General features: G+C 69.2%; 18 protein-coding genes and 3 pseudogenes. 8 read left to right on the plus strand and 13 right to left on the minus strand.

Features of this window, described 5'->3' with window-relative positions; all coding sequences use genetic code 11:
* Window positions 1-39: 39 nt before the first annotated feature.
* From ACFVWD_RS18145 to ACFVWD_RS18160, 4 genes are all read right to left on the minus strand, one after another.
* Complete coding sequence (locus ACFVWD_RS18145) at window positions 40-168, minus strand: aborycin family tricyclic lasso peptide (RefSeq protein ID WP_103079660.1); 129 nt, start codon at window positions 166-168, stop codon at window positions 40-42.
* A gap of 116 nt (window positions 169-284) precedes the next feature.
* A complete protein-coding gene (locus ACFVWD_RS18150) occupies window positions 285-1,037 on the minus strand; it encodes an ABC transporter permease (RefSeq protein ID WP_389597202.1) in 753 nt (250 codons plus the stop codon).
* Entirely contained in the window at window positions 1,030-1,953 is a 924-nt protein-coding gene (locus ACFVWD_RS18155; protein WP_389597204.1) for an ABC transporter ATP-binding protein, read from the minus strand. The genes ACFVWD_RS18150 and ACFVWD_RS18155 overlap by 8 nt, the downstream gene beginning before the upstream one ends.
* 148 nt (window positions 1,954-2,101) lie before the next feature.
* A complete protein-coding gene (locus ACFVWD_RS18160; RefSeq protein WP_389597206.1) occupies window positions 2,102-3,235 on the minus strand; it encodes a sensor histidine kinase in 1,134 nt (377 codons plus the stop codon).
* Window positions 3,236-3,385: 150 nt separating this feature from the next.
* Here ACFVWD_RS18160 and ACFVWD_RS18165 point away from each other — a divergent pair, with 150 nt between their 5' ends.
* A complete protein-coding gene (locus tag ACFVWD_RS18165; protein WP_389597208.1) occupies window positions 3,386-4,078 on the plus strand; it encodes a LuxR C-terminal-related transcriptional regulator in 693 nt (230 codons plus the stop codon).
* A gap of 530 nt (window positions 4,079-4,608) precedes the next feature.
* Here the strand turns inward: ACFVWD_RS18165 and ACFVWD_RS18170 are convergent.
* A complete protein-coding gene (locus ACFVWD_RS18170; RefSeq protein ID WP_389597210.1) occupies window positions 4,609-6,036 on the minus strand; it encodes a VCBS repeat-containing protein in 1,428 nt (475 codons plus the stop codon).
* Window positions 6,037-6,279: 243 nt separating this feature from the next.
* Here ACFVWD_RS18170 and ACFVWD_RS18175 point away from each other — a divergent pair.
* Both ACFVWD_RS18175 and ACFVWD_RS18180 read left to right on the plus strand, forming a co-directional pair.
* Window positions 6,280-6,555, plus strand: a pseudogene (locus tag ACFVWD_RS18175) (hypothetical protein); the annotation flags it as partial.
* A 228-nt stretch (window positions 6,556-6,783) separates the two neighbouring features.
* Window positions 6,784-7,110 (plus strand): annotated as a pseudogene (locus ACFVWD_RS18180) (hypothetical protein); the annotation flags it as partial.
* A 143-nt stretch (window positions 7,111-7,253) separates the two neighbouring features.
* Here ACFVWD_RS18180 and ACFVWD_RS18185 read toward each other — a convergent pair.
* Both ACFVWD_RS18185 and ACFVWD_RS18190 read right to left on the minus strand, forming a co-directional pair.
* Window positions 7,254-8,828, minus strand: coding sequence for a cation acetate symporter (locus ACFVWD_RS18185; RefSeq protein ID WP_389597211.1), 1,575 nt, complete (start codon window positions 8,826-8,828; stop codon window positions 7,254-7,256).
* A gap of 26 nt (window positions 8,829-8,854) precedes the next feature.
* Complete coding sequence (locus ACFVWD_RS18190; RefSeq protein WP_389597212.1) at window positions 8,855-9,310, minus strand: DUF485 domain-containing protein; 456 nt, start codon at window positions 9,308-9,310, stop codon at window positions 8,855-8,857.
* A 568-nt stretch (window positions 9,311-9,878) separates the two neighbouring features.
* Here ACFVWD_RS18190 and ACFVWD_RS18195 point away from each other — a divergent pair.
* Window positions 9,879-10,220: a hypothetical protein gene (locus tag ACFVWD_RS18195; protein ID WP_389597214.1), complete on the plus strand. Its 342-nt coding sequence runs from the start codon at window positions 9,879-9,881 to the stop codon at window positions 10,218-10,220.
* Window positions 10,221-10,354: 134 nt separating this feature from the next.
* Window positions 10,355-10,566, plus strand: a pseudogene (locus ACFVWD_RS18200) (tyrosine-type recombinase/integrase); the annotation flags it as partial.
* 60 nt (window positions 10,567-10,626) lie between these two features.
* Here ACFVWD_RS18200 and ACFVWD_RS18205 read toward each other — a convergent pair.
* The 4 genes from ACFVWD_RS18205 to ACFVWD_RS18220 form a co-directional block, all read right to left on the minus strand.
* Window positions 10,627-11,649 carry a LacI family DNA-binding transcriptional regulator gene (locus ACFVWD_RS18205; RefSeq protein WP_389597215.1) on the minus strand — a complete coding sequence of 341 codons (1,023 nt, stop codon included), beginning with the start codon at window positions 11,647-11,649 and terminating at the stop codon, window positions 10,627-10,629.
* Between the two features lie 75 nt (window positions 11,650-11,724).
* The gene (locus ACFVWD_RS18210) at window positions 11,725-12,561 is read right to left on the minus strand and encodes an ATP-binding cassette domain-containing protein (protein ID WP_389597217.1); all 837 of its coding nucleotides are present in this window, start codon (window positions 12,559-12,561) and stop codon (window positions 11,725-11,727) included.
* The gene (locus tag ACFVWD_RS18215) at window positions 12,558-13,553 is read right to left on the minus strand and encodes an ABC transporter permease (RefSeq protein WP_389597219.1); all 996 of its coding nucleotides are present in this window, start codon (window positions 13,551-13,553) and stop codon (window positions 12,558-12,560) included. Before ACFVWD_RS18215 ends, ACFVWD_RS18210 begins: the two co-directional genes overlap by 4 nt.
* 128 nt (window positions 13,554-13,681) lie before the next feature.
* A complete protein-coding gene (locus ACFVWD_RS18220; protein ID WP_389597221.1) occupies window positions 13,682-14,698 on the minus strand; it encodes a sugar ABC transporter substrate-binding protein in 1,017 nt (338 codons plus the stop codon).
* A gap of 248 nt (window positions 14,699-14,946) precedes the next feature.
* On the opposite strand from ACFVWD_RS18220, the gene ACFVWD_RS18225 reads away from it, so the two are divergent.
* The 3 genes from ACFVWD_RS18225 to ACFVWD_RS18235 all read left to right on the plus strand — a co-directional run bounded on the left by ACFVWD_RS18225 (window position 14,947) and on the right by ACFVWD_RS18235 (window position 16,861).
* Window positions 14,947-15,909 (plus strand): carbohydrate kinase, encoded by a 963-nt coding sequence (locus tag ACFVWD_RS18225; protein WP_389597222.1) that lies wholly within the window; start codon window positions 14,947-14,949, stop codon window positions 15,907-15,909.
* A 332-nt stretch (window positions 15,910-16,241) separates the two neighbouring features.
* Window positions 16,242-16,544, plus strand: coding sequence for a putative quinol monooxygenase (locus ACFVWD_RS18230; protein ID WP_101404512.1), 303 nt, complete (start codon window positions 16,242-16,244; stop codon window positions 16,542-16,544).
* A 92-nt stretch (window positions 16,545-16,636) separates the two neighbouring features.
* Window positions 16,637-16,861: a hypothetical protein gene (locus ACFVWD_RS18235; RefSeq protein WP_389597224.1), complete on the plus strand. Its 225-nt coding sequence runs from the start codon at window positions 16,637-16,639 to the stop codon at window positions 16,859-16,861.
* Between the two features lie 327 nt (window positions 16,862-17,188).
* On the opposite strand, the gene ACFVWD_RS18240 is transcribed toward ACFVWD_RS18235, so the two are convergent.
* Both ACFVWD_RS18240 and ACFVWD_RS18245 read right to left on the minus strand, forming a co-directional pair.
* On the minus strand, window positions 17,189-17,770 hold the full coding sequence (locus ACFVWD_RS18240) for a hypothetical protein (RefSeq protein WP_389597226.1): 582 nt from the start codon (window positions 17,768-17,770) through the stop codon (window positions 17,189-17,191).
* A 249-nt stretch (window positions 17,771-18,019) separates the two neighbouring features.
* Window positions 18,020-20,203 (minus strand): FUSC family protein, encoded by a 2,184-nt coding sequence (locus tag ACFVWD_RS18245; RefSeq protein WP_389597228.1) that lies wholly within the window; start codon window positions 20,201-20,203, stop codon window positions 18,020-18,022.
* Between the last annotated feature and the right edge of the window lie 176 nt (window positions 20,204-20,379).

The following is a 20,379-nucleotide window of genomic DNA, read 5'->3' on the forward strand; positions in this document are numbered from 1 at the left end:
TGGTGCGGGTGCGTGTGAACGCACCGGCACCGGACGTGATCACCAGAAGCAGACGATCGCGTAACCGCAGCCGGCGAAGTCGTTGCAGCTTCCGACGCCGAGGCACTTCGTGAGCTCCTCGAAGTCGCCGACTTCCTGGAGCATGGGGGGCTCGTAGATCGCGGACATGGGCGTCCTCCCGTTGCGGATCGGTCAGGCCGACCTTGTTCGGCCTGTGATCTGTCACGGAAGTTACGGGGCGGACTGTCCCACCCACATGGGGCAGTTGTCCCATACCGGTCCCGTCAGCTGTCCCAACGGCGCTGGCGCACCCAGCCCCATCCGAGGGCGGCGACGGTCCAGGCGAGCAGCACTGTGAAGCCGAAGGCCGTGTGCGGGGAGCGGACGGTGAGCAGTTCGTTTCCCGCCTGGTCGGGGAAGTACCGTGCCATCTCCTTGGTCGCCCCGATGAGGGACAGGATGTGCGTCCCGGCGAGCACCATCGGCAGTAGGACGGCCAGCGGTACGACGGCGTTGCGGGCGATCGCCGCGATACCGGCCGCGAACAGGCACATCAGGGTCAGATAGACGACCGCCCCGGCCAGGGCGCGTGGGACACCGCTCGCGCCGAGCGAGGAACCGTGGGACCCGAGAGCCGCCTGTGTGACCAGGTAGACGAGGAGGGTGACGGGGGCGGAGACGGCCACCGCCGCCAGGGCGGTGACGCCCATCTTCGCCGCATAGAGCCGCCCGCGGCGGGGCACGGCGAGCAGAGAGACCCGGATCATGCCGGACGTGTACTCGCTGGTGACGACGAGCACGCCGAACACGATCAGCGCCAACTGGCCGTAGAGGATGCCGTCGAGACCGGCCTGCTCCGGGGTGAAGTCGGAACGCAGGCTCGGGTTGTCGGACTCCAGTGCGTTCTTCGCGGACCAGCCGTCGAGGGCGGCGATCAGAACGCTGACCGCGGCGAACAGCAGCAGCGAGATCTGGGTGCCGCGAATGCCGCGCAGCTTGGTGGTCTCGGCGCGGACGGCCGCGAGGGTCTCAGACATGGGTGTTCCTGCCTTCCTCACCCAGGGCGTGGTGGCCTTCTCCGATGACGTCGAGGAAGGTCTCCTCCAACGACCCGGCGTGGGTGGCGAGTTCGTCGAGCGGGAAGCCGCCCGCCGCGGCGATCCGGCTGACGTCCGCGGCCGCCATGCCCACGACGTCCAGGCCGCCGCCGGGGATACGGGTCACGGTGGCGCCGGCACCTTCCAACTCCCTGCCGAGCCGGTCGTGTTCGGGGGTGCGGACGCGGACGTACGACCGTCCGTGGCGCTCGATGAAGTCCGACATCCCGGTGTCCGCGAGGAGCCGGCCCCGGCTGATGACGACCAGGTGATCGGCGACCAGGGCCATCTCGGTCATCAGATGGCTGGAGATGAGGACGGTACGGCCCTCGGCGGCCATCGAGCGCAGCAGGTCGCGCAGCCAGCGGATGCCCTCGGTGTCCAGGCCGTTGACCGGTTCGTCGAGCACCAGCACGGGCGGGTCGCCGAGGAGCGCGGCGGCCAGGCCCAGCCGCTGGCCCATACCGAGGGAGAAGGTGCCGGTCCGGCGCCGGGCCGCGTCGGCGAGCCCGACCGCCTCCAGGACCTCGGCGACCCGGCCGCCGGCGATCCGGTTGCTCTGGGCGAGCCAGCGCAGATGGTCGCGCGCGGTCAGGCCGCGGTGCGGGGCCGAGGTCTCCAGCAGGGCGCCGATGTGGCGGAGGGGGTAAGCCAGGTCGCCGTAGGCGTGCCCGTCGATCCGCGCGGTTCCGGTGTCGGGGCGGGTCAGGCCCAGCATCATCCGCAGGGTGGTCGACTTCCCGGCGCCGTTGGGGCCGAGGAAGCCGGTGACGGCTCCGGGCTGCACCGTGAAGGTCAGGCCGTCCACGACGGTGGCCGGCCCGTACCGCTTGGTCAGGTTCTGGACGTCAATCACGCGACGAGTCTGGCCGCGGCGGCCGCACCACACATCGGACCGGGGTCGGGACGGCGCGGGCCGGTTTCGCGGACCGGACCCATACCGGGGTATGAGACCGATTCAGCCATATGCGGTGGGCGGGACGTATGGCGGTTGGCGACAGGACCTAGTACGGCAGTGTCGCGAGGATCCGGAAGCCCGCGCCGGGGCGGGGGCCCGCGGTGAGGGTTCCGCCGTGCGCGACGGCCCGTTCCCTCATCCCGACGAGCCCCATGGCGCCGCCGGGAACGGTCGGCCGGTGCCCGGGTCCGGGGCCGTCGTCGGTGACGCCGATCGTCAGCACTCCGTCCTGCGCGGTGACGCTGACCAGGCAGCTGGTCGGGGCAGCGTGTTTGACGACGTTGGTCAGCGCCTCCTGGACGATCCGGAACGCGGTCAGCGCGACCCCGTCGGGTGGTTCCTCCGCGCAATCGGAGCGCAGGTCGACGCTGACGCCCGCCGCCTCGGCCGTATGGACCAGGGAAGGCAGGTCCGACAGTCCGGGGACCGGCTGGAGGTCCTGCTGCTGGTCGACGTGTTCTCGGCGCAGCACCTTGAGGGTGGCCCGCATGTCGCGCAGCGCCCTGCGGCTGATGTCCTCGATGACGGTGAGGGCTTCTCTGGCCTCCTCGGGGTGGGTGGCGATGACGTGGTTGGCGACCCCGGCCTTGATCGCGATCAGGCCCACGCTGTGGGTGACGACGTCGTGGATGTCCCGGGCGATCCTCATGCGTTCTTCGACCTTGGCCTGCTCGGCCGCCTGCACGATGGTCCGCCGCAGGCTCTCGCGTCGCTCCCGTACGGCCGTCCCCGCGGCCCACGTCGCCCCCAGCACCAATAGCCCGAACAGCAGTTGCACCGCCAGGGTGCCGCCTGTGTAGTGCTGCCCGCCCGTCACCGTCAGCAGGGCCGCGCCCGCCGTGCTCGCCCCGCCGACGATCACGGCCGACCGCCCCAGCTGCCGTCGCCGTGTCGTCGCGACCAGGTACAGGGCGTAGGCCGCGGAGAGGAAGACGGCAGGACCGAGACCGGCGGCCAGCGCCACGCAGGACGCGGTGAGGACGATCGCGAACACCGGGACGGGCCACAGCCGCCGTACAGCGAGCGGCAGCGCGGTGGCGAGCGAGAGCAGCGATACGGCGAGCCCACCGGGCGCGCCGCCGCTGTCGGGCCGTACCAGCGTCAGTTGCGGAAGCAGGGCGAACCCGAGGGCCGCCGCCCCGTCGAGGAGGATCAGGCGTCGGCGCGAGACATCTCCCATGTTCCGAACCTATGCGTCTGATCAGCCGGACGTCCAACGCGGCCGGAACAGGACCATGACCGCTCAAGTCGGTGTAGTCCGTCCGTTTAGTCTGCTTAGGGTGGCACCGTCTTTGCAGGCGTACAACGCTTACCACGGGGGTGCAAAGCTATGCGGATCAATCTCTTCATTCTCAGTGAGGACCCGGTGTCCCTGGCCGGACTTGAAGCGATCGTCGAGCAGGACGACAGCGTCAACCTCATCGGCACAGCGGTCGATGAATCCCACGGCCTTCGATGTCTGGAGAACAACCCGCTCCGGCCGGACGTCGTGATCATCGGTGAGCCGCCGTCAAAACGCGCCATCTGCAGGAACGTTGCGTGGATCGTCTCCCTGTACCGCCAGGAGAAGTCACGGCCACAGATCGTCGTGGTGTCGCAGAACGACTACGACGACGTGATCGTCTCCGCCCTCCGCCTCGGTGTGAACGGGTATCTCGCGCGGATCGCGTCCCCGGAGGAACTGTTTCAGTCCCTGCACATCGTGGCCCGCGGGGGCGCCGCGTTCAGCCCGACGATCGCGGCTCGCTTCAGCAGGTTCTTCGCCACCATACAAAGACTCCCCGAGCCGCCCGAGTTCTCCCAACTGACCAGCAGGGAGACGGAGATACTGGAACTGCTCGCCGACGGCATGAACAACCGCCAGATCGCCCGGCGCCTCTTTCTCGCAGAGAAGACCGTACGCAACTACGTCTCCCGCATCTTCACCAAACTGGAGGTGCACGACCGGGCCGCCGCCGTACTGCGCGCACGCGACGCCGGTTTCGGCGACCAGCCCGACACCGTACTGCCCCAACACGCCTGACAACGCCAGGAGAGTTTCGCGCGCCCGTGAGCCGTTGTAGCCTCAGCCGACCCCGCCCAGGTCCTCGGGGTCCTTAGGGTGAACACGCTGGGAGCGCAGGCGCAGCACCGCTGTTCCCTCCGGGAACAGGGCGGACGTTCCTCCCAGGAACAGACGCGCGTTCCCTCGGGGGAACGTCCCGTGTCACCGAATCGAGTCGGCGCGGGCCAGGGGCCGGGAGCGGCCGGACCACTCAGTGAGCGGCCGCCTCGACAAACTTGGTCCTCCTTGGTCAGGGCGCCCGGCGGTCGACCGGCTTCATTTGTAGGTTCTCGCAGCTCGTGTCATAGAGCATCGCCCTGACCAGCAGGTTCCGGATTCGTCTCAGTACCCGTTCTCCGACCGCAGGCGGGACCCAGCCTGCGGACGGACCGACTGGAGGGCACGGGACCCCGGCGCAACCTGCCCGGAGCCGCGGACCTCCGGCACGGCACCGCAAGGACACGCGGTGCGGGCCAGTGCGCAAGGGGCGGGTGGCCGACTCGTCCCGTTCAGATGACTCCGAGGAGTCCGTTGCCGCCGAGGAGGGTGCTGTCCTTCTGCGGGAAGCCGACGGACGGGGCGGTGATCACGCTGCTGCCCTTGCCGGTGGGGCCGTTGGTGCCGCCCGGGAGGACCCAGACGGCGCCGGTGGCGTTGTTCTCCTCTGCGGCGCTGATGAAGAGTTCCGGTTTGCCGTCCTTGTTGATGTCGCCGACGGCCACGGTGGTGCCGAATGAGTCCTCGGCCTCGCCTGCTCCGGGGATGCCGGCGGTGTCCTGGGTGAAGGCGTAGGCGCCGCCGCCCAGGGCACCGGTGCGGCGGCCGGGGATGACCGTCACCTGCCCGGCGTTCCTCTTGCCCGTGTCCTCCAGCGGCGAGCCGACCACGATGTCCGCCAGCCCGTCACGATTCAGGTCCGCCACCGCGAGGGCACCGCCGAAGTCGTCCCCCGTCTCGCTCGCACCGGGAACACCGGAGGTGTTCTGGGTCAGCTGCACCGGTTTCACGTCCCGCGCGATGCCGTGCGCCGAGCCGTACCAGAGGAGCACCCGGCCCCCGGACGCACCGTCGGCTCCGGCGTTGTCCGGCTCGTCCGGGTCTCCGACCACGAGATCGGCGTATCCGTCGCCGTTGATGTCCCCGGTGGCCGCGATCAGGCCGTTGCCCATCTGCTGCGCGCCGCCGTAGACAGGGTCGACATACACCTCGCCGCCGCTCAGCCCGCTCAGCCGGACGGTGACGGCCACCTCGTCCGGGAAGCCGTCGTGGCCGAAATCGCCCAGCGCGACGCTGCCTACGGAAGCGGTGTCCCGGTTCTCCACGGCCTGGCCGTAGGTGCCGCGGCGGCTGAAGGGCCCCCTGAAGCGCATCGACCCCTCGTACCCGGCGACGAGCACCTCGGTCTTCGTACCGGGGCCGGTGCTGAGCGCCGCGACGTCGAGGCCGTAGTACCTGCCGGGTGTGGTCGCCGGCAGGTCGGTGCCGGATGTCAGCCCCTTCTTGCTGCCCCACAGAACCGTCACCGTGCCCGCGTCCTCGCCCTGCGCGGTGTCCTCGTACGGGGCGGAGACCACCAGGTCCGCATAGCCGTCCCGGTTCAGGTCCGCCGTCGCGGTGGCGCCACCGAAGCCGTCGTCCGGCTCGGCCGTACCCGGCACCCCCGCGGTGTTCTGCGTGATGGTCGCCCGCCGGGACGTCGACAGCCCCGACTTCGATCCGTAGAGCACGACCACGGCACCGGCTCCCCGCTTGCCGGCCACGTTCGCCCCCGGCGCGGGCAGCACGGCGTCGCGGTACCCGTCGCCGTTGAAGTCGCCGGGCACCGCCCCGTGCACGGCCGCCGCGGGCGTGGCCGACAGCAGCGGAGCGCCCATGACGACGGCGACCAGAAGCGCTCCGGTTCTCCAACCGCCGTGCAGGCCATGTCTGTTCACCATGAGCTGGATCCCCTCCCCCTCGACGCACCTGGCATGCGCCGCAGTCAGGGCATCGTACGAGGAGCCCACGAAGTGCCTCACCCTGGGCGGTCCGTGCCGGTGCCGAAGTCGCCCGCGAACCCACCGACTGCGCGGCCGCCGATGAGTGGAACGAGCGGGCGCTGATCCTCGCAAAGGAACAGCGCTTCCCGGTTCGCCCACGACCTCCGCCACGGTGCCGCGACCCTCGCTCACGCGGCCGGCGCCGACCTGAAGGACATCCGGGAGATGCTCGGCCACTCCTCGATCACCATCACCTCGGACACTTGCACAAGCCTGCTCCCCGAGGCGGACATCTGTTCCGGCGAGGCGGGAGAGACCGTGGTGGACGGGGCTGATCCGTCGCGGGAAATATCGGGGCCTGGCGACCCGTCCGCTCACGCACCGCTCACGCACCGCTCACGCAAACGGCCCCGGACGAGGAGTCCGAGACCGAATAGAACGCCTCCCTATGGGATAAACCCCAGGTCAGCGCCGTAATGCGTTGTGCCCCCGGCAGGATTCGAACCTGCGACACCCGCTTTAGAGTTCGATCCGTGCCTGCTCCATCTGCGGCCGTCGACTGGTGCGGCGGCCGAACAGGGTCGCTGATGCATGTCGGTCGCCGACGGTCATACCGGTCGTGGTGCGGCCCGGCGAGGTGACTGGAGGGTGGTGGCGGCTGCTGAGGTTGCTGCTGTACCGCTATCCGCGGTGACCGGGGACGGCATGCTATTCCCATGGCATCCCAGGGAGACATGGTGGAGCGGTTGCGCTGTCAGTGTCGACGAGCTGACCCGGGCGTACGCCGAGTTCACCTTGCGCGGGGTGAGGCGGTCGTTCTCCACCAAGTGGTTTGCCACTGTCGACGACCGGGATGCCGAGTGCGAGCGTGCCTTGATCCTGGATGATCGCGTCTTCCGCTCCGTCAACGCGCTCGGCTGGTCCAGCAAGGAAGCAGCGAGCACCCGTCGTTGGCCAGCTCGGTATGCCGCCTATGTAGGGGCCATGCACGAGTGGGTCGGCTCCTTGGGCGTGACAGCGGCCTGGCTGGAGTGGCTGATGTTCGATCTGAACGGTCACGTCGAAGCCCAATGCCCTCAGCTTGGGAAGCTGAGGGCATCTGGGGCCTACTCCGAGGCTGACGTGCGGGGGCCTGGCCGGTGCCCAGGCCGCCCGGGCGGTGCTTTCGGCGCAATTCAGCTTCCTCGTCTCGCCGCCCCCGCCAGAATCCATGCTTCGACCGCCTCGTACTGCTGGCGCTGTTCCTCCGCCTTTTGCCGCCCGGAGATCTTTGTCCCTGTCCAGCCGAGAGCGAAGCCCAGGGGTATGGAGACAAGGCCGGTGGTGGTGAACGGGAACCAGTTGAAGTCGGAGTGCGGGAAGGCGGAGAAGGGGGAACCGGAGACGAGGTTGGTGCCGGTCATGAGGACGAGGGTGGCGAGTGTGCCGCCGATCAGGGTCCACAGCAGACCCGTGCGGGTGTAGCGGCGCCAGAAGAGGCTGTAGACCAGTGCCGGTGCGAGTGCGGATGCACCGATGGAGGCCGACAGCAGAGCCAACGGCTGCAGATTGTGGTGCTGGACGAGGGTGGCCAGCAGGATGGTGGGGGCGCCCACCGCCAGGGCGGAGACCCGGGCGATGGTCATCTCGCGGCGGGGAGTCGTATCACGGTGCGCGAGCAGGTCGTGCGCGAGGGTGTTGGCACAGGCCAGGATCATGCTGGCGACCGATGCGAGCAGGGTGAGGAAAAGCGCCGTTGTGACCATGGTGAACAGGAACGTTTCGGACGTCGAAACACTCGTTCCGAGCGCGGCCCGTGAGCCCAGCAGATATGCGGTCCTGCCCGTCGGGTCGGCACCGGCGATCGTCGTGCGCCCGATCAGCGCCGTTGCCCCGATGCTGACGACCATGCAGATCAGCATGAACAGTGCGACGCACGACACAGCCCAGGACATGGACCGGCGCACCTGACGGGCACTGGTCGCGGTGTACATGCGCATGGTGACGTGCGGCAGGCAGGCGCCGCCGAGGATGACGGTGAGCTCCGAGCTGATCATGTCGAGCCGGGGGCTGGGGCCACCGGCGAACTGGAGACCGGAGCGGAGGAAGGCCGACCCCACGCCGCTGTGCGCTGCCGCGGCGGAGAACAGCTTGCCCAGGTCCCAGTCGAACTGCCGCAGAATCAGCGCGGCCACGACCGCGCCGGAGCCGAACAGCATCACGATCTTCAAGACCTGGATGAGGGCTGTGCCCTTCATACCGCCGATCACCGCGTAAGTGATCATCAGTGCGCCGATCCCGACGATGCATCCAGTCTTCAGCGAGTCACTGGAAAAGCCAAGGATGAAAGCCAGCAGATCACCGGTGCCGGCGAGCTGGATGAGCATCATCGGCAGCAGGGCCGCGATCGTCGCCACACACGCGGCGATGCGCACCTTGCGGCCGGGCATCCGCCGCGCAAGCACGTCGCCCATGGTGAACCGGCCCGCGTTGCGCAACGGTTCGGCCAGCAGGAACATCAGCAGCATGAGGGAGAGGGCTATGCTCAGTGCCAGGACGACGCCGTCGTACCCGTCGAGCGCGATCACCCCACCCGTGGACAGGACCGTCGCCGCGGAAATGTAATCCCCAGCGATGGCAAGGCCGTTGCGCATCGGCGACAGCGCCCCGTACCCGGTGTAGAACTCGTCGAGGTCGTCACCGTCAGGTCCTGTCATCACGCACAGCAGCAGGATGATCGTAGCGACCGTCGTGAATGCCACCAAAGACATTGCTTGCGTGGAACTGCTGAAACCGCTCACTGAGCCACTCCCCGCTTCACGTCCAGCTCGGCGTGCTTGCGAATGCGGTCCGCGATCGGGTCGACCCTGCGGCGCGCGGCGTGCTCGTACAGCCCAACCGACAGACAGGTGACGGGTACCTGGAGCAGCCCGAGAAGCAGCCCCGTGGACAGGCCGCCTGAGACAGTGCCCGTCATCAACGACGGTGCGAACGCGGACAGCACAAGAAAGAGCGTGAAGTATCCGAGCGCCGTGAACGTCGCCACGCGCCGCTGGGTGCGGTAGGCGTGGCGCAACACACGTAGGTCGCTGTGGTGACCGAGCCCCGTATGAGGCGACGTCGTCCCACTGTCGAACTCCTGATGCTGCTGCCACGCGTAGATGGCATCGGAAGAGGAGAAATGAGGCGCGGGGCGGTACGGCGCTCCTGGCCGGTGCGGCGGGTACTCCGGATACGGGAACGGATCTGGCATCCCGTTTCTCCTCATGCGACTCATGGACCCATACGGGACCGAAGGGAAGCGGGGGGTGAGCGCACGCTACCCATAGGTATGGACCTGCGCCAGACTCTGGCCAAACTGAACAGTTGGTATGCAGCAGATCGATGGCTGTATCAACTACTTCTGTTCGGCGCCGGGGAATCATGGGCCACTGGCCTCGATGTTTCGTGAAGGCCCGTTGGTTCATCCAGTGGGCCGTTTCGGCTGCTCAGGCGGGATTCGGAAGTGCCTGGAGTCGCGCGAACGCGGTGGTGATCAGCTGGGTCCAGGGCCAGTGCTGGGCCAGGCGGAGCCGGCGGCACCCTTCGCGGCACCTCCGGCAGTGCCGTGATGGCGACGAGGGTTGCAGTCGCGGTGCCGAAGGATTGCGGTGATGCTGTCAGCGGGAGCGTGGCTGGCCTCGCACGGGCAGTGTGCGTCGGTGACCGCGCTGTAGAGGAAGGGTGCTGCCATGACAACGGTGCCGGACAGGACACGGAGAGGCCCCGGAAAGCCCGGCAGCGGCGAAACGATCAATGACGCCTCATCGTTCGCCGGGATCATGATGCTGCTCAGCGGGCCCCTCAGCATTCTTATGGGCGCGTCCGGCATCGCACAGGACACCCTGTTCTCCGCGTCCCGGTACGCCTACCGGTTCGACCTGACCGCTTGGGGCTGGATTCACCTTGTGATCGGAGTGGCACTTGTCATCACCGGCCTGGGAGTCCTGACAGACAAGAGCTGGGGGCGCGGGGCCGGTGTAGCGGTGGCAGGGGTCAGCCTGATCACCCAGTTCATGTTCGTTCCGTACTACCCGTTGTGGGCCATCCCTGCGATGACACTCGACCTCCTGATCCTGTTTGCGCTGACGAGGGTCCATATCGAGACCAGGGGCGGCCGGTGAACCCAGCACTTCATCCTCCGCCGCAGCACAGCACCCCCCAACAACCCACCACTCTCCGCAGCTCCCATCCCGTACGCCGTCGACCCACACACCGTCGAGCAGGCGTGGTTCATGGCGTCCAGGTGGAGCGCATCCGAGTCGTCCGGCTGCACGACGCCCGGCACGGCACGGCAAGGCGACCCTGCTTACAGCGGCCGGAGTCTCGCTCCGCGTCGTGATGGAGATCCTCGGGCACAGTCAGATCAGCATCACCATGGGCGTCCGCACGCACGTGGTGCAGGACACGCAGCGCGAGGCCATGAGTCACATGGATCGGCTGCTCAGGAGGCGTCCCGGTCGTCAGTGACCGTGCTCGTTGATGTCAGCTGTGGATGTCAAAGGCTGGTCGTCCGACAGGGTAAGCCGCCTATGGCTTGGGCACGGGTTGCTCCCCCGAGCCTCGGACGATCAGTCGTGTGGGAACGGTGATGGTGCGGGCGCGGGAGCGGTCGCCGTCGAGTCGTGCCAGCGCCATGGTCGCCGCTGTTCTGCCGAGTTCTTCCGCGTCCTGGGCGACGACGGTCAGGGCCGGTTCGAGTGCCTCGGCCAGCGATACGTCGTCGAAGGCGACGACGGCGACATCCTTGCGCTTGCTGCGGGCCAGTTCGGCGACGATGCCCAGCGCCATGATGTTGTTGCCGGCGAACAGGGCGGTGGGGGGATCGGCCAGGCCGAGGAGTTGGGCGGTCGCGGCCTCGGCGCCCTGCTGGTCGTGGGCGTTGGTGACGAGTGAGCGGTCGTAGGGGATGTCGGCTTCCTGCAGCGCGGAGCGGTAGCCGGCCAGACGTTCACGGCGGGTGTACAGCTTCGGGGGCAGGTCGCCGACGAAGCTGATGCGCCGGTGGCCGTGGGCGATGAGGTGGGCGACGCCGTCGTGGGCTCCGGCGCGGTTGGAGCTGACGATGCTGTCCGTGGCGAGGCCGGCTCCGGGGCGGTCGAGGAAGACGACGGGCAGTCCCGCCGTGCGGTGGGACTTGAGATGGGAGTGGTCGGCGCCGACGGACGGAACGACGATCAGGATGCTGACCCGCCGGGCGAGGAACTTGTCCGTCAGGGCGCGTTCGCGATCGGGGTCGTCCGCGGAGGAGCCCATGAGCAGGGTCAGTCCGCGGTCGCGGACGGTGTCCTCGATGGCGCGGGCCACGGCTCCGAAGAAGGGGTTGGCGAGGTCGGGAATGACCAGGCCGATGGTGGTGTCCGGGCCGCCGACGCGGATGTTGCGGGCCATCAGGTTCGGCTGGAAGCCGAGCTTGGCCACTGCGGCCAGCACCTGTTCCCTGGTCTGCGCGGAAGCGGGTCCGTCCTCGTTGAGGACTCGGGAGACCGTCTTGGCGCTGACGCCGACTTCGCGGGCGACGTCGGCCAGGGTGGGGCGGCGGTTCGCTGCCATGGAGAAACCGTCTCCTGAGGGCTCTCGGTTCCGGCCGCGGCCTCGGCCGGAAACTGCGAGAGCTGGGTTGTGCTGTCAGGTGGCCTGGACTCCGGCGGCCTTCGCGGCCTTGGAATCCGCTACGACAGTATCTCCGGCCTCGTCGACGGTGAGAGCGCCGGTCATGATGGCGACGACCTCGGCCATGGAGTAGTCGGAGGGCTTGATCACGGCGGCGCGCCGGCCGAGGCGGTGGACGTGGATCCGGTCGGCGATCTCGAAGACGTGCGGCATGTTGTGGCTGATCAGGACGACCGGCATGCCCTTGTCGCGGACCCGGCGGATGAGGTCGAGGACCTGGCCGGACTCCTTGACGCCGAGGGCGGCGGTGGGTTCGTCCATGACGACGACACTGCGGGCCCAGGCGACGGAACGGGCGACCGCGACGGCCTGCCGCTGTCCGCCGGAGAGCGTCTCCACCGACTGCGTCAGCGAGCGCAGGCCGATCTTCAGGTCGGCCATGTGCTCGGCGGCCTCCTGCCGCATCCGCTTCTTGTCCAGCATGCGGAAGACACTGCCGAGTACGCCGGGGCGGCGCAGCTCGCGCCCGAGGAACATGTTCGAGGCGATGTCCATGGAGGCGGCCACGGCGAGGTCCTGATAGACCGTCTCGATGCCGTGGGCGCGTGCGCTCTGCGGGCCGGAGAAGGTGATGGGCTCGCCGTTGAGTCGTATCTCGCCCGCGTCGGGGGGCACCGCGCCGGTGAGGGCCTTGATCAGGCTGGTCTTGCCGGCTCCGTTGTCGCCGATGACGGCGAGGACCTCGCCGGGCAGCAGGTCGAAGTCGGCGCCGTCGATGGCGGTGACCTGGCCGTACCGCTTGACCAGGCCGCGGGCCTGCAGCACGGGCGTGGGGGAGGAGGTGGCGGTCATCGGGCCTTCTTCCGGGAGAGCTGGTCGACGGTCACCGCGAGGATCACCAGGACGCCGGTGATCAGGGTCTGGTAGATGGAGGCGACGCCCATCAGCTGGAGACCGTTGCGGAACACGCCGACGATGAGGACGCCGATGAAGGTGCCCAGGACCGAACCGCGTCCGCCGAAGAGGCTGGTCCCGCCGAGGACCACGGCGGTGATGCTGTCGAGGTTGTCGGTCTGCCCCGCCTGCGGGTCGCCGACTCCGGTGCGGGAGATGAGCAGCAGGGCGGCGATGCCGTAGAGGAGACCCGCCACGGTGTAGATGCCGATGGTCAGGCGGGAGGTGCGGATGCCGTTCAGCCGGGCGGCCTCGGCGCTGTTGCCCAGGGCGTAGACGTGCCGGCCCCAGCCGGTGCTGCTCAGCGCGTAGGCGAGCAGGAGGAACAGGGCGATGGTGACCAGGGAGCCGTAGGTGATGTCGGTGTGGCCGAGCGGGAAGGTCTCCCCGAGGGCCGTCAGCGGGCCGGGCAGGTTGGTGACCGTCTGCTCCTCGGAGTAGATGTGGGTCAGCGCGAACGCCACGTTGAGCATGCCGAGGGTGACGATGAACGGCGGCAGCGGGATCTTCTGCACCAGCAACCCGTTGAGCAGACCGAACCCGCCGCAGACCGCCAGGCCCAGCGCGATGGCGACGAGCGGCGGGAGGGAGCCCTCGGCGGCCATCTTGGCGATCACGATGCTGCCGAACGCCATCACCGCGCCGCACGACAGGTCGATGCCCGCGGTGAGGATGATCAGGGTCTGTCCGATGGCGAGGGTGCCGACGACCATCACCTGCTGCACGATCAGCGAGAAGTTGCCGCCGGTGAGGAACTGGTCGGTCGAGAAGGCGAAGAAGGCGCAGGCGAGAAGGAGGGCGACCAGGGGTCCGGTGGTCGGCGCCGTGAGCAGTCTGCGGGCCGTGGTCGGCGCTTTGAGCTCGGCGTACGGCGTGGTCGTGGCTGTCATGCGAAGTCCTTGTCGGAAGACAGAAGTCCCGGTGGGAGGACAAGGGGGCGGCCGTCCCCGGTCGGGGAGGTGGGGCCGGCCGCCCCGCTGAGGGGTTTGGAAATGGCGGCCAGGGGCGGGTGAGCGGCTCAGCCCCAGCAGTTGTCCAGGCCGTAGGCGGTGTCCTTCGACGTGACCCCGCCCTGCGCCTTGTCGGTGATCAGCGTGACGCCGGTGTCGGTGTAACCGGACGCCTTCTTGCCGTCCTTGGCGTACGTCACGACGGCCTTGACGCCCTCGGCGGCCATCTTCAGCGGGTACTGCTGCGAAGTCGCGGCGATCTTGCCGTCCTTGACGGCCTGGGTGCCGGTGCAGCCGCCGTCGACAGAGACGATCAGGACGTCCTTCTCCCGGCCCTTGGCCTTCAGCGCGGTGTACGCACCCAGGGCCGCCGGTTCGTTGATGGTGTAGACGACGTTGATGCCGGGCGCCTTCTGCAGGCAGTTCTCCATCGCGGTCTGGCCCTTGGCCTGGTCGCCACCCGTGTCCTGGGCGCACACGACGTCCTTGTCGGTGGCGCCGAAGCCCTTCAGGAAACCGTTGTGCCGTTGGACGCCGACGGAGACACCCGGCGCGAGGTCGAGGGCGGCTATCTTCGCCGTCTTGCCCTTCATGGCGGCCTTGGCGTACTCGCCGATCAGCTGGCCGGCCTTGAGGTTGTCGGTGGCGAAGAGGGCGTCGACCGCGCTCTCCGGCTCGGTCGGCGTGTCCAGCGCGATGACCAGAACACCCTTGGCGCGGGCTTTCTGGATCGCGGGCACGATCGCCTTGGAGTCGCTCGGGGTGATCAGGATGCCCTTCACGCCGGCGGCGACCATGTTCTCGATGGCCGTGACCTGACCTGCGTTGTCCCCGTCGAACTTGCCTGCCGCGGTGGACAGTTGGGCGCCGTTCTCCTTGGCGGCCTTCTCCGCGCCCTCCTTCATCTTCACGAAGAACGGGTTGGTGTCGGTCTTGGTGATCAGACCGACCTTGACGCTGCCCGATCCGGTGCTCGCGGTGCCCGATCCCGATCCGGATCCACAGGCGGTCAGGGCGAGGGCTGCGACACCCGTGCAGGCAGCGGCTCTGAGCAAGGGGGAGGGCAGACGAGAGATGCGTGACATGAACGACTCCTGCGGGATTGCGGGCGAACGGCCGGCATCGGGGCATGCCGTCCCTCGGTGTCATCGTTGACTTATGTCATCGTTGACACTGCTTGGCGAGGATGATGGACTCCGTTCCCCGGCAACGTCAATGCCTTGCACCCGTCACAAATCGGCAACGCCCGCGGCCGTCGCCCGCCCGAAAGCCGTTCACCGGCTGCCCGGGACGTGCTTGTTTCTGTCCGCACATCCCGAGAGAAGAGCAGCCCATGAGCCCGCGCCAGATCACCGTCCTGGGGGAGTGCGTCGCGGACGCCTTCACCGAACCCGCAAGCGTCCCGTACGAGCTCGCCCTGCGGGTGCTGCCCGGTGGCGGACCTGCGAACACGGCGGTGGCCCTGGCCAGGCTGGGTACCCCGGCCCGCTTCCTGGCACGCCTGTCCGGCGATGTGTTCGGCCGCCTGTTCCGCGCCCATCTCGAGGCGTCCGGCGTGGACCTGTCGTACGCCGTCGCGGCCGCCGAGCCCAGCACGCTGGCCGTTGCCGAACTGGACGCCGAGGGCCAGGCTGCGTTCTCCTTCCATGCGCAGGCCACTGCCGACTGGCAGTGGACCGGTGCGGAGCTGGTCGGCGTTGACCTGGCCGACACCGCCTGTGTGCACACCGGCTCGCTGGCCCTGGTCAAGGAGCCCGGAGCGGCCGTGCTGGAGGACTTCCTGGCTGCCACCGCGCCTCGGGCCACGATCAGCATCGACCCCAACGTCCGCCCGCTCCTGGTGCACCCCGAGGTCTACCGCGCCCGGCTGGCGCACTGGTGTGCCCTCGCGGATGTACTGCGGCTGAGCGAGGACGACCTGGAACTCCTCCTGCCCGGAACGCCGCCCGAGCAGGCGTGCGACATCTGGCATGCCGCCGGTGCGCGGCTCGTCGTGATCACGCGCGGTGCCGACGGCGCCCTGGCCTCACTCGACGGGGAGCGGGTGCAGGTGCCCGCGGTGGCGACGCCGGTTGTCGACACGGTCGGTGCAGGTGACGCTTTCACCGCGGGACTGCTGCACCACCTCGGCACCCACGGACTCCTCGGCGGCAGGCTGACGGACCTGCGTCTCGGCGATGTCGAGGCAGCCTGCCTGTTCGCCGCGCAGGTCGCGGCCCTGACCTGCGCGGTTGCCGGCCCCAACCCGCCGTGGCCGAACCAGTTGGCGCGGTTCGCGACCGTCGGCGACGCCTGATGGTCTGTCGGTCCGCACCGGAGCAATCGCGCCCGAACCGTTGACGCACTGGCCGGATCGCGCTTCATAATCGGACACTCGATGTCATCGATGACACAAGTCGACGATGACACCCCTGGTCGGCGGCGTGGACGCCGGCCTCGGCCCGGGGCTTTCGGTCCGTCCGCGCCGGGGCCGCAGTCACCGCTGCGCGGATAGCCGGGGGACAAGGAGACATCCTGAGCCCTGTACGCGTAACCCGGCATGCCCGCATGCGAGGGATCGGCTCGGTGAATCTGGACAAGGCCGTCGCCTGGCACCTCGACTTCGCTCACTGACAAGGACACGAAACCGTGAAGAAGACCCTGCTCGCCGAGTTCACCGCCCGAGAGGGAGCGGAGGACGAGGTCGCCCGCCTGATTCGGGACTACGCCCTGAAGGTGCGGGAAGAGGAAGGCAACCTGGCCTTCGACGTCTACACCAAGGCGGCAAACCCGCGCGGATACTGGATCTTCGAGGTCTACCGGGACGAGGACGCCTTCAAGACACACCTGGACGCCCCGTACGGTGCCCCGTTCAACGCCGCCCTCACCCCGCTGATCGAGGAGGACGCCTCCGTGCTGACGTTCCTCGATCCGCTGGCCACGCATCCGTAACGGGCGCTGAACACAGGCGGCGCCCCGGAGCTGGAGCGCAGAAAGATCGAACTGCTGCTCCAGCTCCGGGTCGACGGGGTTTGTACGCGTGCATGTACCACCGGGTCGTGGAGGTGCCGGAGCAGTTGTGGCGGAACGGCCCGCCGCGCTCTGCTCTGCTGGTCAGCCGTGCTCTGCCGCGCCTGGCCGGCGCGGCAGAGCAGGACAGGGCCTGCGGTCGGCTGATCGCGGCGGCGAAGATGCGCATCCGCTCGATGCTGGGGAGACCAGCGAAGGCGACCCGCTTGCGCTCGGTCAGCGGGACCGTCGTCGCGTAGAGGCTCACGTTGACGAACCACGGTGCAGGCCCATCGCACGTCCTCCTCGTCGGGTGGCACGGCGCCGGAAACGGTGAAGGGCCAGCCTGGGAGGTAAATCCTCCTGAGCTGGCCCTTCTCGCTGTGCCCCCGGCAGGATTCGAGCCTGCGACACCCGCTTCAGGAGTTCGGTCCGAGCCCGGTCTGGCGTCCGTCGTCGGCTGGTGTGACGGCCGGACAGAGTCGCTGACGTACGCCCCTGTCCGGCGTCGTTGATGTCAGCCGTGGATGTCATCCTGTGCGCCGCGGACTCCCTCGGGCGCAAGGCCGGTCCTGCTTGGGAGCCGTTCAGTCCAGGAAGTAGGACCAAAACGGGATCGCGGCGTACTGGTGGTCTTCCGGTGTGGACACCGGGCGACCGAACTCGTGGTGGAAGTAGTCGACCAGATCGGTGCCGTAGTAAATGATGTCCGTCTGGTACATCGACAGCACGGGCGTGCCCGTACGGTTCGGATCCGCCAGCAGACACCGATGCGAGTAGATCGGCACCATCACCGGGACCTTGGCCAAGTAGATGCGAGCCACCTCCAAGGCGTCCTGAGTGCCCGCCGGCCGCGGATCCCACTCCGGATGCCAGAAGCCGCTGTGTTCCACGTCGAACAACACACCGTCGATCGGCCAAGCCAGCCGCTCCGCCAACTCCTCCGCGTCGCCGTCCCGCCAGTCGGGCCAGCTACGGCCGCCCGTCGGCAGTCCTGCACCCAACAGCGTCCGGTGCTCTGGAGCGAAGCGGAACCCCCAGCGCTCCTCGACCTGGTTGAGTTCACGCTCACTCATGCCTCGCTTGATCTCGACTCGGGTGGGGAGCATGGCGAGCAACGCCTGGGCGTCCTCTGAGGTCAGCGGATTCTCGGGGCTTATCGGAGTCATACGCGGAACGGTAGGACACCTGAGGACGCCCAAGCAGCGGGATTTCGCCGTGCCCTCAGCTTGGGAAGCCGAGAGGCCGGCGCCGACCGCGCACAACCCGTGAACGAGCTTGAAAACCGTCGTGGCAGCGATGTCACCGTGGGTTCAAATCCCGCACCCACCGCAGATGAACGGCCCCTGACCAGGTATCTGGGTCAGGGGTGAAGGCCCCGTCGCCGTTCCCCCCAGTCGCCACGATCCTCGCGGTGGTCAACCTGGCACAGCTGTGCGGCCATCCGCGGCCGGGCGGATCGCCGTGATCACCCCCTGCAGGCTTGTCAGCCAGATGGCGGCGTCGACGGCGTAGTACAGCTGCGGGTCGGGCGTCTGGCCGCCCGAGGCGGCGAGCACATCGGCGATGACGGTGCGGTCGGTCGGCGCGTTCGGGTCGGGGGGCTCGGCGGGCGTGGGGCGAGGCTTTCTTGAGCGCAGGTCGTACATCAGCGGCAGCGCAGTCAGCCGGAGACGGTGGGCGGCGTCGCGCAGGTGCGCGGCGCTGAGCGGCCAGGCCGCCAGCACGCTTGGAGGGCAGTGGTCGAGCAGGCTCTGCCCCATGGTGATCACCCGGTTCCCGGCCAGCAGGATGGCCATCCAGTCCTCGTCGGCGGGGTGCGCCGGGTCCGGGTCGCCGCGCTCGGTGGCGTACTGCGCGTAGCTCGCCTCCGCGATCACCTGGGCGAGGCGGGCCCGGGCCAGCGCGTCGCCGGCCGTCCCGTCCCCGGCGATGGTGTCGATGATCTCGGTGACGGCCCGGGTGCTCTGGTCCAGCAGACGTGAGCAGGCCCGCCGAAGTTCCCCGGCACCGCCTTGCGGCCAGGCCAGCAGCCCGACCACGGCTCCGGTGACGCCACCGATGACGACATCCGTGAACCGGACGGCGGCCAGCCCCGGCTTGGCGGGACCGAGCTGGGCAAAGGCGGCGGCTGCGGCGATCGTGGAGAACGCCTGGTTCCAGCCCATGCCGAGCACGGGCCCCGCGGAGAACGCCAGGAGGTACAGAGGCGGCAACACGACCGCGTACACCACCACGTGGTCGGCGACGAAGTACAGCATCGCAGTTACCACGGCGGCGCCCGCGAGCGTGCCGCCGAACGCCGGCCAGAGCGCCGTACGGGTGCCCGTGGCGCTGGTCCCCATCACGGTGATAGTGGCCAGCAGCGCCCAGATGCCGTGGCCCAGGTCGAGCCCGCCCACGATCAGCCGGGCGGCGGACAGGGCCAGCGCGATCCGGACGGCGTTCTGGAAGTACACCGACCGGGGCGTGAGATGGGCCTGCAGGCAGCGCGCGTAGAGCGAGAGCGTAGGCCGGCCTGCATACCAGAACGGGCCCGGCCGCTCCGCGGGTGGCGTCGCGTCCGCGGGCACGGGCGCGCCGAGCGCGATGCGCACTGCCGTGATCAGGAAGGTCCCGGTGTACGCGATGTCCAGGGCAATCGCGCCGCCGCGCACCACAGCCGCGCTGTTCGGGCGCCACATCTGGGCCTCGAAGTCCGACGCGGCGGCGGTGTACGGGGCGTCGGAAGGCGCCGGGCCCCGGCCGGACAGCCCGAGTGCGACGCCGTGGCATGCGGTGGCCGACGCTTGCAGCAGCCGGGACGCCGCGGGGTCACGGGTGCCGGGGGTGTCGTGGGCGTCCTGTTCCAACTGCCGGGTCTGGCCCAGCAGATGACGCATGTAGGTGGCGCCCTGGCGCAGCGCCCGGTGCCGCGCCGACGCCGACGTCGGGCGCTCGTCGTCCGGCACCCGGCTCATCCGCAGCTCCTGCGCCGCCGTCATCAGCCGCTCCGGGCCGTCGAACGGTGGTGACCGCGGCTCCGTCGCGAGTGCCTGAAGCGTGCTGGACGCCAGCGCCGCGGCGCGCGCCAGCCGGTCCGCGTAACGCCCCGGCGGGGGAGCCGGCATCAGCCACATCTCCGCCGCAGCCATCAGCACCATCCCGGTCGCCAGCCCGGCCAGGCGCGCCCCCAGCGTCGCGGGGGCGTACGGCGGAAAGCACGCCAGGATGTAGAGCGCCTGGAGGCCGCCTGCCAGCCCGCCCAGTCGGGGCGCGCCCACCCCCGCGTACGAGACCAGGAAGCCCACCCCGAACATCCCGAGGGCCGCCGTCCACGAGTGCACCCCGAGCACGGTGCCCAGGGTGACCAGCGCGGCAGCGACCGGCAGCACCGCCAGCAGCGTGCGGGCGCGCTCACGCGGCGTGCCCGGGACGAAGGACATCCCGCCGGTGGCGATCGCGCCGAACAGCGCGTAGATCGCCGCGACATCGTTCCCCAGGCCGTAGCGCGCCGCGTAGAACCCCGTGCACGCCACGAGCGTCACCCGCGCCGAACGCCGCACCGCCCGCAGGCCCGGATCACGGGCCCGCAGCCATTCCAGCCCACCGCGAAGGGGCACCCGTGGCCTCCTCGTCGATTCGGTACAGAGACACGCCCACTCCCCCTGTTCACGGTAGGGCGGGCGGTTACGCCCGGCCACCGCACCCGGGGCCGGTCAGGCGAGAGGGGCCAGGACCGGATACTTCTCGCTGCGCAGGTCCTTGTGCGCGTCCGGCAGCAGGAGGACGAGGCCCG

The organism is Streptomyces sp. NPDC058086, assembly GCF_042885015.1.
Taxonomy (GTDB): Bacteria; Actinomycetota; Actinomycetes; order Streptomycetales; family Streptomycetaceae; genus Streptomyces.

Excerpts from the sequence above, each read along its gene's own strand:
- ACFVWD_RS18145 (WP_103079660.1), bottom strand. The coding sequence starts at position 168 with ATGTCCGCGATCTACGAGCCCCCCATGCTCCAGGAAGTCGGCGACTTC.
- ACFVWD_RS18150 (WP_389597202.1), bottom strand. The coding sequence starts at position 1,037 with ATGTCTGAGACCCTCGCGGCCGTCCGCGCCGAGACCACCAAGCTGCGC.
- ACFVWD_RS18160 (WP_389597206.1), bottom strand. The coding sequence starts at position 3,235 with ATGGGAGATGTCTCGCGCCGACGCCTGATCCTCCTCGACGGGGCGGCG.
- ACFVWD_RS18165 (WP_389597208.1), top strand. The coding sequence starts at position 3,386 with ATGCGGATCAATCTCTTCATTCTCAGTGAGGACCCGGTGTCCCTGGCC.
- ACFVWD_RS18170 (WP_389597210.1), bottom strand. The coding sequence starts at position 6,036 with ATGGTGAACAGACATGGCCTGCACGGCGGTTGGAGAACCGGAGCGCTT.
- ACFVWD_RS18185 (WP_389597211.1), bottom strand. The coding sequence starts at position 8,828 with ATGTCTTTGGTGGCATTCACGACGGTCGCTACGATCATCCTGCTGCTG.
- ACFVWD_RS18190 (WP_389597212.1), bottom strand. The coding sequence starts at position 9,310 with ATGCCAGATCCGTTCCCGTATCCGGAGTACCCGCCGCACCGGCCAGGA.
- ACFVWD_RS18195 (WP_389597214.1), top strand. The coding sequence starts at position 9,879 with ATGATGCTGCTCAGCGGGCCCCTCAGCATTCTTATGGGCGCGTCCGGC.
- ACFVWD_RS18205 (WP_389597215.1), bottom strand. The coding sequence starts at position 11,649 with ATGGCAGCGAACCGCCGCCCCACCCTGGCCGACGTCGCCCGCGAAGTC.
- ACFVWD_RS18210 (WP_389597217.1), bottom strand. The coding sequence starts at position 12,561 with ATGACCGCCACCTCCTCCCCCACGCCCGTGCTGCAGGCCCGCGGCCTG.
- ACFVWD_RS18215 (WP_389597219.1), bottom strand. The coding sequence starts at position 13,553 with ATGACAGCCACGACCACGCCGTACGCCGAGCTCAAAGCGCCGACCACG.
- ACFVWD_RS18220 (WP_389597221.1), bottom strand. The coding sequence starts at position 14,698 with ATGTCACGCATCTCTCGTCTGCCCTCCCCCTTGCTCAGAGCCGCTGCC.
- ACFVWD_RS18225 (WP_389597222.1), top strand. The coding sequence starts at position 14,947 with ATGAGCCCGCGCCAGATCACCGTCCTGGGGGAGTGCGTCGCGGACGCC.
- ACFVWD_RS18235 (WP_389597224.1), top strand. The coding sequence starts at position 16,637 with ATGTACCACCGGGTCGTGGAGGTGCCGGAGCAGTTGTGGCGGAACGGC.
- ACFVWD_RS18240 (WP_389597226.1), bottom strand. The coding sequence starts at position 17,770 with ATGACTCCGATAAGCCCCGAGAATCCGCTGACCTCAGAGGACGCCCAG.